Below are 12,465 nucleotides of genomic sequence, written 5' to 3' on the forward strand. Positions count from 1 at the left end.
AGAACTCGGTTCCGCTGTCAGACGAGCTGCGGTCCCGACGTCCCGGTGCACCCGCGACCGCCCTGCAGGCACACTGGGACTGATTGCAGCAGTCCGTATCAGTCTGCCTCGAGCAGCCACCGATAGCGCGGATGAAGCCACGACCAGTCCTGCTCGACGATCCAGTCGCGAAGCTGTCTTCGGTTAGTGATTCCCGGGACAGTGTCGGCCAGTTCTGATGGCGACCCTCCTGTGACTGGCTTGTATGCGATCGATCGTGTGGCTGTACAGTAAAACGAGGCCCGCGTACAGTCGTTTTGGAGCCCGACCAGATAGCGATTGATCTGATCCTCTCCGAGGAGATACGCACTCACTCGACCGGCGTCAAGGTCGTCGCCATCCTGACGGACAGCCAGAATCGCTGACTCGAGATCTCTCTCGAGCTGGCGCTCGTGTTCCATATGCCACGGTCAGTTCCGATGGCAAAAAAGGAGTTGCTGGCAGGTGAACGGTCCACAGACCCGGACTGTCTCATGCTGTCGGCCGTACCCGTATGGTGTACGTCATGCGGGTGGGCCAGAACTAATTCCCAGCCGACAGGAACAGCTCACGGCTGGTTTTCAGTTCTGGTATTCGAGGCCAAAACGCAAAGAGGACTGTCCGATTTGCCGTTGCCATGGAATACGGTCTCGATATCGGACCAGAGGCGATCCGAGCGGCTGCCGACGCGTCAAACGGGGTGGCGATCGAATCGGTTCGTCCGATCGTCGTTCCAGCCGACGAGGAGAAAGCCGAGTCAGCAGGGACGGGTGATGAACTGTTCGTCGAGCAGGACGAGACGCTGTATGCGGTCGGGCCGACTGCAAAAACCCTCGCCGATGCCGAGGGTGAGATGCCTGCAACACTGTTCGCAAACGGTGTCCTGACGGAAGCTGGGTACGCTGGGCCGGCACTCGAGACACTCGTTGACGATGTCCTCGAAGTCGACGATGCAGTCGATGGGCGGCTCTGTTATACGACTCCGGGACCGCTGGTCGACGCGGACGATCCGACCGACACGCATCGCGATACTGTCGCGTCGATCCTTGCCGACCGCGGAATCGATGTCACACCGATCAGCAGCGGGTTTGCCGTCGTCTACGACCAGTTCACTGACGACAACTACACTGGACTCGGCATCCGTCTCGGCCCGCAGACCACGAGTGTCACACTCGCATACTACGGCGTGCCTGCACTGGCGTTCTCACTTGCAAAAGGGAGTGCGTGGGTCGTCGAACAGGCAGCCGCCGAGACAGGGCACGAGCCAGCACAGGTCGAAGCCACGCTCGAGCAGTTTGCCCTCGATCCCGACGCGGCAGCGGGCGAAATCGAGGCTGCGCTTGCCGCGGCCTTCGACGCGTTGATCGGTGACCTCGCAGCAGCGCTCGAGACAGAAGCCAGCGAGAACGATGTCCAGCAAGGGCTGGCCGTCCCGGTCGCACTCGCTGGGTCGGGCGTAGTCGATGGACTCGAGTATCTCCTTGGCGGTCGGTTCGATACGGCACCGCTGCCGTTTTCGATCCGTGGCGTGCGACTCGCCGACGATCCAGCGACAAGCGCTGCCAGAGGTGCACTCGCAGCCGCCAAAGACGGTGTCGACGCCCACGAGGCTGTGACGTGGTCGCCAGCCGACGTGAACGACACCGGTGGCGACGTCTCCACGGCGATACCCGCACCGACCGGCGAGACGACGCTGTCGTTCGACGATCCACTCGACGGCGGCACCGACACGGAGCGCGCTCAAGCGGATGCCGCGATCGATCAGCTGTTCGCCCGTCTGGCCGACCGAGACGATGAGATCCAGTCGGTTCGAGCCGACCTCGAGACAGTGTTCGACGATCTCGAGTCGATCGAAGCGGAGACGGCCAGCGCCGAGACGGTCGACGCTCTCGAGGACGACGTCGATTCTCTCGAGTCGGCGCTGACAGACGATTTCGACACGCTCGAGTCGACGATCGAAACCCTCGAGACAACAACCGCGGACGAACGGGCAGCGCTCGACGATCGAATCGGCGACCTCACGGCCGATCTCGAGGCAGTTGCTGAGCGCACTGACACGCTCGGGGACCAGTTCGAACGGCTGCAGGCGTCGGTGGAGACACTCGAAGAAACAACTGCGTCAGCGACTGCCCTCGAAGCGGTCTCGGAAACGGTTTCGGAACTCGAGGCCGAACTCGACACTGTCGACCGGCACGGAATCCGAATCGACGGCCTCGCCGGCCGACTCGAGGAGCAGGCACTCCGGATTGGCGACGTCTCGGATCGATTCACAGCCCACGCAGAGCGAGCTGATGAGGAACGTACACAACTCGAACACGATCTCGAGTCGATCAACTCAACACTCGAAGACGAACTCGAGGCCGTCGATAGCGGCCTCGAGACCATCGATGAACGGGTCACCGAACTCGGTGCCGACCTCGAGACGACGACCATGGCTCTCGAGGCCGTCGAAGAACGACTCACATCGACGGATGACAACGTCACGGCGCTGACAGACGAGCTGACTGCGGTCCACGACTCGCTTCGCGACCGCACTGCCGATCTCGAGACCCGTCTCGAGACCACACAGGAGACGGTCGGTGCCCTCGAGACGACGGCAGCTGACAGCGATCGGGTGACTGCTATCGAAGACGAACTCGCGACCCTCGAGACGGAACTGGACGGTCTCGCGCAGATGCTGTCGGCTGTCTCGGAGACCGTGACTGGACTCGAGGAACGAACGGCACCTGCAGAGGCGGTCGACGCTCTCGCTGCTGATCTCGACGCGGTCGACAGTGACCTCGGCGATCTCGCTGCTGCTGTGGAGACACTCGAAACGGATCTTACCGACCGTCTCAGCTCGCTCGAGGACGGCGTCGACGAGTCTATCACCGGCCTCCAGACGGCGATCGACGAGGAGAGTGACGCGCTCCAAACACGGCTCGAAGACGGTACAGCGCGTTCAGCTGCTCTCGAAACTCGCCTCGAGGGCGTTGCCGAAACGCTCGATGCGGTCGAGACCGACGTCGAGCAGGCTACCGAGTCAGTGAACCAACTCGACACCCGTCTCGAGACGCTCAGTGGTTCGATGGCCTCCGAAGACACCGTTGGAGCGCTCGAGGAAACGATCGAATCGGTCGCAGCCGACCTCGAAGCGGTCTCAGACGACTTCGACACCCGTCTCGAGAGCGTCGATGACCACCTCGAGGACCTCACGGGGAAACATGACAGCCTCGACGACCGGACGAGCGATCACGCGAACCGACTCGAGGCCCAACGCGAGACCATCGACGAGCAAGAGAGGCGACTCAAGACGGCGCTGACCGAGGTCGACGATCTCAGGGAACTGCTCGAGGATGGCGCTGACGAGCCGGTCGAGACCCAGCTGTCGACGCTCGAAACACGTGTCGACGCCATCGAATCAGGGCTGGAGACCGACCGGGATGACGAACTCGAGGCAATCCAAACAGCCCTCGAGACACTCCAGGATCGACTGCAGCGGCGAGAACAGGATGCGACAGACGAGACGCAGGCTGTCGTCACTCCGCTCGTCGCTGGCGGAGGCGGTGCCGGCGTCGTCGCTGGCAGTTCGCTCGTTCTCACCGGTGCTGGGGCTGTCGGTGCGGGTGCAGTCCTGCTCGGACTCGTCCTCATCGGCACTGCGGTCGCACTCGAACGCTGACCGACGCTGTGGCTGCTGTTAGCTGCCCTCTCCCTCGCTCCCGAGAGCGCTGTCGGCGCTCCGGCTCGGCGCGTCGCCGACTCGACTACTCACGGATCAGCTCGACGTTTCGCATCTCGCCCCCGCATCGACGACAGGTGCTGAGGAGTGCATCCATGACCGTCTCTCGACGGCCACAGCCGACACACTCGTACTCGAGTGGTTCAGTAACAGACATGAGGGTATCTATGTAATGAGGTGTGTTAACTCTTTTCGTGGTAAACTGGGGAACAGCGGGTTCGCGATGCCAGCTTACGCACACACTACTCGAGCAGCCAGAGCAGCGTTGCGAGTCCCGTGGCAGTGATGAGCGACGCTGCGAGCAGCCAGAACGCGGGCTGGAAGCCGGCAGTTTCCGAGAGCGTGCCGACGATCGCGGGTGCGACCGCACCGGCAGCCATCAACATCGTGCGGACTACTCCGAGGCCACCGCCAGCGACGTCGTCGGGGATCGTAGACATCAGGTATGCACCCCGTACAGGTCGAAAGCCGTGCGAACCCACCCCGACGGCAACGAGTGCAGCGCCGAGGACAACCGGACCGGCGGTTCCAGTCAAGGAGATGAACGCAACCAGTGCAACGGACGCGAGACCGAGCATCGCGACGATGATCGGGAGCCGGCCGATCCGATCGCTGAGGTCGCCGGTGGCGAGCTGGACCAGGCTCGCAAGAAAGAGCGCGCTGTAGAGCAGTCCTGCGGCTGCGTTCGTCAGCCCGGCCTCCTGTGTCAGATACAGCGGTGCAAACGCCACGAACCCGTTGTAGGTAAACGAAAACAGGATCGTCAGGAGTGCAAACACAGAAAATCGCCAGTCTCGAAAGAGCGTTGCATACTGGCTGACGCCGGCAGCTGACGCCGCAGTCGGCGCAGCGTCACCTTCGGACTCAGTTGGCATCCGTCGTGGGACCCGAACCCGGAACAGCACAGCAAGGCCGACTCCGGCGAGTCCGGCGAGCAGGAAGATGAGCCGCCAGCTCTCACCGAACGCGAACGAAAGTCCCGCAACGGCGACGACTGCAGCGGGTGCAAACACGCCGCCGAAGGCACCGAACGTATCGAGGACCCCAAGCGCTCGGCCCGTCCGAGACGGGTAGGCTCGAGACAGCAACCGGACGGCGACGGTCTTGTGAGCGCCAGTTCCAGCACCCATGACGAGCATCGCCCCGACGAGGACGAGAAACGGGGAGTCGACGACCAGCGCGAGCGATGCGACCGCTGCGACGAGTGCACCAGTGGTAATGACGACGACCGATCCGAGTCGGTCTGCGAGCACGCCGGAGGGAAACTGCATGGCAGCGTAGACGAGCATGAAGCCGGTGAACGCCATCCCCAGAACCGCGTTTGACACGCCGTAGCTCGCCTGAAACGGGTCAAACAGCGGCGGAAAAGCGTACCGAAGAAACTTCCCGAGAAACCAGATCGCTGCCGTCACCACGAGGACGTCGTAGTGGGCGAGCCGGCCGGCCACCCCTCGACTCGTGTCGTTCACGTTCAACAGTAGATCGGTGGGGGAACGAGTACGCTCCGATTCAGCGACTCGAGTCTCGCCTTCGGTCGACAGCGTGGACTCGATCCGTCGCTGCCCTGCCGCCTGTGACACTGCCCTGAGCGGTCGACAGCCGCGCTCTCGGGAGCGAGATCAAGAGAGAGCACGGCGAATAATAATGGTATTAAATACCATATACAGGTACTAGTTCTTAACCGAGTACACTTATATGAATTCTTCTGCCAAGAACGGATAGCATGGCAGTGAACACCACCGCAGACTGGAACGATCCAATCAGCTGTCCGTTCTGTGGCGACGAACTCGAGTCACCCGGTGCCGGATTCGTCGATCATATCGATGGCAACGCAGACTGTGAGGACGGGTTCGAGCAGTGGCGATCGAACATCGCTAGCGATCTCGCCGGTGAGTGGTCCGGGTAGGGACGTTGCATCCAGCCCGGCGGCGACAACTGCTGCGTGCTGACCGCTTTTTGTTCACCGTCCTCGAGGACGGATACACCACCAGCGCTCAGCCGTACCGCTTCACACGTGGATGGCGTGTTGGAACCGAAAGCGACAGCGACTTCAGCCATCGACAACGGGTGATACTGCCAGACAACCGTCAGTACCCGCCCGATCGCGCCTCACGGCTCGTCGCCGACGGCGACGATCGTTCACGTACGATCGGTTCGTGAATATAGTATGTCGGTTCGGCTGGCGCCCCATGTCGCCCCATACTGAACATCTGTCCAATACATTAGGATACATCTGCTTCTCTATCGAGATAAGTGCGCTAGAAGAATACCAACGCAACCGTTTTTGTGGCATGAGTTAACAACCCACTATGACTCAGATCGACCCGTACACGCCGTCCCGACCGTACTACGAATGCACCGTCTGTGGGTTTCGAGACGTGGGCGATTCAAACTAGGTAGCGAGGCGGATTCCCCGCCCCACCGTGGGCGGGGTTGAAGCCGACACCCAACCCTGCCTTTTATAAATCAATAGCACTTTATTGAACATGTGGCGTCGGACGAGTACCACCGTCGAACACTCATCACTCGCCTCACCCTCCGTAATGACGAGGATGAGCAACTGCTCCTTGACACAATCGAAGAGTGGCTCGACGGCTGCAACATCGCAAGTACCCTCGCGTGGAACACTTGCCACACCAAGTCCGACGTGCGACAACTCGCCAAACAACAAATCAAGCAGGAAACCAAGTTAGGCGACCAGCACGCCACGCTCGCCTGCCACGAAGTCGCAGGCGCAATCAAATCCTGCATCGAATGTCGCAAAAACGGAAAGAAAGCCTCACAACCACAGTTCACAAGCCGGTCGATGACATTCGACCGCCGCACACTCACCGTCTTCCCCGACCAAGAAATGGTCACACTCACCACGCTCGGAGACCATAGTCGCGTCCACGCTGACTTGTCTCTTCCCGAAGCCGAAGATGGATACCAGCGTGAGTATCTTGATAGTGATGAGTGGGAGTACACAGAATCCACACTCCACTATCGAGACGGTGGTTGGTACATTCATCTTGGCTATCGAACACCAAAAGAAGACGACGATTCCGAGTCACCGACCGAGAACGGAACGGTTCTCGGTGTTGATCTCGGCGTCAACCAAATCGCTGTGACGAGTACAGCTCGCTTCTTCGACGCAGATGAACTCAACCACTACCGCCGCGAGTTCGAGAAAACACGTGGCAGTCTCCAGCAGACCGGGACGCAATCTGCACACCGAACCATCGAATCCCTATCCGGCAGGGAAGAACGATACGTGAAACACGTTTTGCACAACGTGGCGAACGGTATCATAGAAGAAGCACTCGAACACGACTGCGACGGTATCGTGTTCGAGGAGTTGGACGGGATTCGAGAGGACTTGCCAGAAGCGGCGTGGCATTCGGAGTGGGCGTTCCGCAAGCTGAAGGACTTCGTGGAGTACAAGGCGGAGTTTGAGGGCTTGTTCGTGGATACGACGAATCCTCGAAATACGTCGAAGCGGTGTAACGAGTGTGGGTTCACGCACGACGATAACCGGCACGCTGGACAGTTCGAGTGCCAGTCGTGTGGGAGGACGAATCACGCGGATTACAATGCGGCGAAGAACGTTGCGGAGTTGTATCTCCGGCGGGGCCATCAGTCGTCCGGTCGGAGGAGCGTCAGTCAATACGCTCTGAAGTCAGGAGCGAGGACGCCGAGTTAGCCAGATACACTGGCTCCCCCACTCTTGGGGTAGAGGCCGAGTTCACTGACAAGCCCCGCGCCACCGTGCGCGGGGCAGTTGACTCGCGTTCTGTCCGGACTGTGGTGGCCGCACGCAGAATATCGCAGTCCCTCGAGAGTAGTCGCCTGTCAACAGAAGTTCTCCCACCGCCGGCTCCCATCAGTACCGGAGCGACCGCGTCCGTCGGATGGGTCTAAAACCTGTTTCAGTCGAGTGACTCAGTCGAAATCCGGCAGATCCTCCGGCGGTTCGTACTCGGCCTCCCAGTCGATATACTCGTCTTTGAGTATTTCCGAGACGATCTGTCCGAACTCGGTTAGTTCGGCGTTGATCGAGGAGACAGTTCCCCACGTGTCGAGGTCGGGATGGTACTCCCGCGCCTGCCAGTCTTCAGGGATGCCGGGAGCGTGATAGCCGACGCGGTCAGCGAAGTCGTCCCAGAAGAAGTCAAACCCCGCGAAAAGATCAAGGTCGCGGGCAATCTCGTACGCCCGTTCCTCGAGATCAGTATCCACAAGCCACGCTTCGAATGCCTCCTCCCAGGCACCCTCCTCGAGAAACTCCTGCAGTTCCTCGCGGCGGTAGTCGATGTCGGCTCCGTCTGCACTGATCGTTGCGTCCTCGTACTCGTTCGGATCGACGTACTCCAGTTCCGGCGGCTCGGGGGGTTCGACCTCGAGTGTCATAGACGGGGGTACGGACGGTTTGCGGATAAGAATTCCCTCCCCGGAACGACGCGTTTTCGAGCGACCGACCAGCAGCCACCGTCCCGCCCCCGGCGAATGTAGCCGATCCCCACAGTTATTCCGACACAGTCCCAACACGTCAGTATGGGCAGCGAGCGCGGCGGAACGAACTACAGCCTCACGGAGATTTTCGCGATCAAGTTCGTCCTTGCCGATATTCTAATCATCGCTGTGTTACTGTTTGCCGGCCCGCTGTATGCCCTCGCGATCACGGCGCTGCTCGTGGTGAGTGTCTTTCTCGTCTGGTATCTCACCCAGCGCGTTGGTCCTGTCGGCACCGACACGGCCGACTCGAGTCGATCGGACCGCGAACGCGACCCCGTCACGAAACTCCAGGGTCGGTATGCAGCCGGCGAACTGTCCGACGCCGAGTTCGAAGCCAAACTCGAGCGGCTGATCGACGCCAACGAGCGGGCCGACGCCGCCGGCATCGAGACGGCGGACCTCGAACTCGAACGCTCGGAGTGACCGTGGATCCCCACGGCTGATTTCCCCGAACCCAACACTCAATCGACAGCCAGCCCTAGCAGTATACAATGACGAGCTACGAGGCGGCGATCCTCGACGTCGACGGCACCATCGTTCGAGGCGAGGAGCTGCTCCCGAACGTAACCGACGGCCTCTCTGCCCTCGATGACGCCGGCATCGATCGACTGCTGTTCTCGAACAATCCGACCCGTGGAAGCGACCACTACGGCGAGAAGCTCGAGCCACACGGAATCGCGATCGATTCCGACAGCGTCCTTACCTCAGCGACGGTCTCGGCGACGTATCTCGCAACGACCCATCCCGACGAGCGCGTGTATCTCGTCGGTAGCGAGCGACTCGAGACGATCCTCGCGGACGCGGCCGTCGGACTCACCGACGACCCCGAGCGCGCCGACGTCGTCCTTGGGTCGTTCGACAAAGCGTTCTCCTACAGTGCGCTCTGGGAGGCGTTGCGTGCACTCGATGATGACGTGCCGTTTTATGGAACCGACCCCGATGCGACGATTCCGGTCGATGGGGGGTTGATCCCCGGCACTGGGGCGATCCTCGCTGCAATGGAGGCCGTTGCCGGCCGAGAGCCCGACGCGATCCTCGGCAAACCGTCCACGATCGCCGCCACGGCCGCAATGGACCGTCTCGAGGCGGCGCCCGAACAGACGCTGGTCGTCGGTGATCGCCTCAACACCGATATCGAACTGGGGAACCGAGCCGGCATGACGACCGCACTCGTTCGGACTGGCGTGACGGATCAGACGACACTCGAGACGTCGCCGATACAGCCGGACTACGTTCTCGACTCGCTTGCCGACATCGAGACGCTGCTGTAAGCGAGCCAATCGATCGTTTGCGACTGGCGGACAGGCGTGGGAGCGCTGCACAATGTGGGTCTGAGAGACATACTTATCTGTGACAGTCTTGATAGTCGTCATATGGACTTTGCGGACACGAAATCCCACGTCAAACACGTACTGCTTCGAGCGCGATACGCAGCGATCGGTGCCGCAGTCGGGGCCGCGGTCGGTGCCGTCTTCAGTCGAAACGCCGCGAGCACTGGCGGTGCGATCGGTGCGCTGGTCGGTGCGACGGTCGCAGATACGCGCGATACTGCGAGCACGTTCCTCGAGGACGCCAAGGAGAAAGAGTTCGGCCCGCTGTCGAACGGCGACGACGAGCAGAACTGACAGCGTCGGGACCAGCACCATCCGCCACCGGTGGTGTCAACAGTCGCCAGAAGACGAAAGACGGCGTGACCGTGGCCGACTCGTACTCGAATCAGCGGCCGACGATCTGTCCGTCTTACTTCTTTTTAGTCCGATACTGGTAAAAGTCCACGTCGAGTTGAATCGTTAATGAGCGATGCAGGCGACGCCGGCGTGCCAGAGCCCCCGAAGCCGCCAACAGACGAACAGGGGTCCGTCCACGTTCTCGGGACGGCACACGTCTCGCAGGCGAGCGTCGATGATGTACACGAAACGATCGATCGGGAAGACCCGGATGTCGTCGCCGTCGAACTCGACGAGGGTCGGTACCGACAGATGCAAGGCGGGACGCCGGACGACATCGAAGCCAAAGACCTCCTCTCAGGCAACACCGTCTTCCAGTTTCTGGCCTACTGGATGCTGTCGTACGTCCAGTCACGCCTCGGCGAGCGGTTCGACATCGAGCCCGGGGCGGACATGCGGGCCGCCATCGAGGCCGCCGAGCGCAACGAAAGCGGTGTTGCACTCGTCGACCGAGATATTCAGGTCACGATTCAGCGGTTCTGGCGTCGGCTGTCGATTGGCGAGAAGCTGAAGATGGTCGGCGGACTCGCCCTCGGCATTACTGATCCCCGAACTATCGGGCTCACCTTCGGTGCCGTTGGCGGGCTCTTGGTCGGCTTCGTCTTTGCTGCCTTCCTCGCACCGCTGCTTGGGCTCGGCGATCTCCTGTTGCTTGGTGTCACCGGCTCGACGACGCTTCAGTACGTGGGCGCGACCGTGGGAGGGGCCATCGGCGGTGCGTTCGTCGGGTTGCTCTTTCTCCCCTCGCTTGAGACGAGCAGCGGGTCGGCTGGCGGGCTTCTCGACGGGCTTTCGATACGGATCCTCGCAGGCGTCGGTCTCGGGATCAGCGCCTGCCTGGCACTGGTCGCAACTGGAACCTTCATTGGACCGTTTTCAGCAGGCGCGTTCGAAAGCGCCGGCATCTACGGGATCCGCGGGACAGTTGGTATCCTCGCCGGGCTCGGCGTCGGTGTCGCCATCGGTGGCCTCCTCGGCCTCGTTCTCGATGCCGGCAGTAGCGACGTCGAAGACGTCGACGAGATCGACATCGAAGAGATGACCGACGGCGACGTTGTCGCCGCGATGATGGAGGAGTTTCGCCGGTTTAGTCCCCGCGGCGCAAACGCCTTGATCGACGAACGTGACGCCTATATCGCGAATCACCTCCACGAGCTTCGCGACCAGGGGTACGACGTCGTCGCTGTCGTCGGTGCCGGCCACAAAGCTGGGATCGAACGCCATCTCGCGAATCCATCACAGATTCCCTCCCTCGAGTCGCTTTCGGGGACTGCGTCCAAGCGACGATTCTCGCCGCTGAAGATCGCCGGCTATCTGGTGATGATTGGCTTCCTCGGCTTTTTCTTCCTGCTGATTATGGCGGGCGTGCAGGATACGTTCTTGCTCAAGCTGTTTGGAGCCTGGTTTCTGTTCAACGGGTTCTTTGCGTTTACACTCGCCAGACTCGCTGGAGCACGCTGGACCAGTGCCGGCGTCGGCGGCTCGATTGCGTGGCTAACCAGCATCAATCCACTGCTGGCCCCCGGCTGGTTCGCTGGCTACGTCGAACTCAAACACCGGCCAGTCAACATTCGAGATATCCAGACGCTCAACGAAATCGTCGGTGACTCCGAGCGGCCGGTGAGCGACGCCATGAGCGACATGTTCGATGTCCCGCTGTTCCGGCTCATCATGATCGTTGCGTTAACCAACATCGGGAGTCTGATCGCGACCCTGCTGTTCCCGATCGCGGTGTTGCCGTGGCTCGCTCCCGAAATCGGCGGCGTCGACGCTCTCTTTGGTGAGCTTCTCACCGGTGCTGAAAACACCCTCGAGTTGCTCAGAGGGTTGTTGACATGAGCGTGCGAACACGCCGGCAGCCGGAGCCGGAACTCTCCTTCAGCGACAAGGAGCTGTTCGACCTCGCGCTGGCCTGGATTACACTGAGTGTCGCGTTCGCGCTATTGCTGGCGCCGATTCACCGTTCACCGGTCACTGTCGGTTACTTCGGTGCAATGGTCGGACTGAGTTTCGTCACCGTCGGCGTCGCCTTTCTGTTGCACGAACTCGCTCACAAAGTGGTCGCGATCGAGTACGGCCAGGTCGCAGAGTTCCGTGCAGACTACCAGATGCTGTTTCTCGCGGTCATGAGCGCACTCATTGGCTTTCTCTTTGCCGCACCAGGGGCTGTCTACCACCGGGGCCGGATCACGACGAAACAGAACGGGCACGTCGCGCTCGCAGGACCCATTACAAACCACCTGCTCGCAGTGCTGTTTTTCCCCCTCATGCTGTTTCCCGGCATTATCGGGACTGTTGGTCACCTCGGCGTGCTCATCAATCTCGTCCTTGCCGCGTTCAACATGATCCCGTTTGGCCCCCTCGACGGGAAAACGGTCCTCGAGTGGAGCAAGCCAGTGTTCGGCGTCGTGTTCGGCCTGAGTCTGGTGTTCGTCGTCGGCTTCTATCTGACGTTTGGGTTGTTCTGAGACACGCTCGAGGAGCCGACGGCCGACCATGCAACCG

At 61.1% G+C, this 12,465-nt stretch carries 12 protein-coding genes; 8 read left to right on the top strand and 4 right to left on the bottom strand.

The features are described 5' to 3' along the window. Nucleotides 1–98: 98 nt before the first annotated feature. On the bottom strand, nucleotides 99–440 hold the full coding sequence (locus tag ACERJA_RS11065) for a hypothetical protein (protein ID WP_373608233.1): 342 nt from the start codon (nucleotides 438–440) through the stop codon (nucleotides 99–101). A gap of 215 nt (nucleotides 441–655) precedes the next feature. On the opposite strand from ACERJA_RS11065, the gene ACERJA_RS11070 reads away from it, so the two are divergent. Then, nucleotides 656–3,679 carry a chromosome segregation ATPase gene (locus tag ACERJA_RS11070; RefSeq protein ID WP_373608234.1) on the top strand — a complete coding sequence of 1,008 codons (3,024 nt, stop codon included), beginning with the start codon at nucleotides 656–658 and terminating at the stop codon, nucleotides 3,677–3,679. An 85-nt stretch (nucleotides 3,680–3,764) separates the two neighbouring features. On the opposite strand, the gene ACERJA_RS11075 is transcribed toward ACERJA_RS11070, so the two are convergent. Beyond that, the gene (locus tag ACERJA_RS11075) at nucleotides 3,765–3,896 is read right to left on the bottom strand and encodes a rubrerythrin-like domain-containing protein (RefSeq protein WP_373608235.1); all 132 of its coding nucleotides are present in this window, start codon (nucleotides 3,894–3,896) and stop codon (nucleotides 3,765–3,767) included. 85 nt (nucleotides 3,897–3,981) lie between these two features. Then, nucleotides 3,982–5,208 carry an MFS transporter gene (locus ACERJA_RS11080; RefSeq protein WP_373608236.1) on the bottom strand — a complete coding sequence of 409 codons (1,227 nt, stop codon included), beginning with the start codon at nucleotides 5,206–5,208 and terminating at the stop codon, nucleotides 3,982–3,984. Between the two features lie 254 nt (nucleotides 5,209–5,462). On the opposite strand from ACERJA_RS11080, the gene ACERJA_RS11085 reads away from it, so the two are divergent. Continuing rightward, nucleotides 5,463–5,645, top strand: coding sequence for a hypothetical protein (locus ACERJA_RS11085; RefSeq protein WP_373608237.1), 183 nt, complete (start codon nucleotides 5,463–5,465; stop codon nucleotides 5,643–5,645). 582 nt (nucleotides 5,646–6,227) lie between these two features. Then, nucleotides 6,228–7,421 carry an RNA-guided endonuclease InsQ/TnpB family protein gene (locus ACERJA_RS11090; RefSeq protein ID WP_373608238.1) on the top strand — a complete coding sequence of 398 codons (1,194 nt, stop codon included), beginning with the start codon at nucleotides 6,228–6,230 and terminating at the stop codon, nucleotides 7,419–7,421. Between the two features lie 239 nt (nucleotides 7,422–7,660). Here ACERJA_RS11090 and ACERJA_RS11095 read toward each other — a convergent pair whose 3' ends face one another. After that, nucleotides 7,661–8,128, bottom strand: a complete 468-nt coding sequence (locus ACERJA_RS11095) for a hypothetical protein (protein ID WP_373608240.1) — start codon at nucleotides 8,126–8,128, stop codon at nucleotides 7,661–7,663. Nucleotides 8,129–8,272: 144 nt separating this feature from the next. On the opposite strand from ACERJA_RS11095, the gene ACERJA_RS11100 reads away from it, so the two are divergent. The 5 genes from ACERJA_RS11100 to ACERJA_RS11120 all read left to right on the top strand — a co-directional run bounded on the left by ACERJA_RS11100 (nucleotide 8,273) and on the right by ACERJA_RS11120 (nucleotide 12,428). Next, nucleotides 8,273–8,656: an SHOCT domain-containing protein gene (locus ACERJA_RS11100; protein ID WP_373608241.1), complete on the top strand. Its 384-nt coding sequence runs from the start codon at nucleotides 8,273–8,275 to the stop codon at nucleotides 8,654–8,656. A gap of 68 nt (nucleotides 8,657–8,724) precedes the next feature. After that, nucleotides 8,725–9,504, top strand: coding sequence for an HAD-IIA family hydrolase (locus ACERJA_RS11105; protein WP_373608243.1), 780 nt, complete (start codon nucleotides 8,725–8,727; stop codon nucleotides 9,502–9,504). Nucleotides 9,505–9,606: 102 nt separating this feature from the next. Beyond that, entirely contained in the window at nucleotides 9,607–9,858 is a 252-nt protein-coding gene (locus ACERJA_RS11110; RefSeq protein WP_373608244.1) for a glycine zipper 2TM domain-containing protein, read from the top strand. A 168-nt stretch (nucleotides 9,859–10,026) separates the two neighbouring features. Next, complete coding sequence (locus ACERJA_RS11115; protein ID WP_373608245.1) at nucleotides 10,027–11,799, top strand: TraB/GumN family protein; 1,773 nt, start codon at nucleotides 10,027–10,029, stop codon at nucleotides 11,797–11,799. Next, a complete protein-coding gene (locus tag ACERJA_RS11120; RefSeq protein ID WP_373608246.1) occupies nucleotides 11,796–12,428 on the top strand; it encodes a metalloprotease in 633 nt (210 codons plus the stop codon). The genes ACERJA_RS11115 and ACERJA_RS11120 overlap by 4 nt, the downstream gene beginning before the upstream one ends. The last annotated feature ends 37 nt before the right edge of the window (nucleotides 12,429–12,465 follow it).

The organism is Natronorubrum sp. A-ect3 (assembly GCF_041821125.1).
GTDB classification, from domain to species: domain Archaea; phylum Halobacteriota; class Halobacteria; order Halobacteriales; family Natrialbaceae; genus Natronorubrum; species Natronorubrum bangense.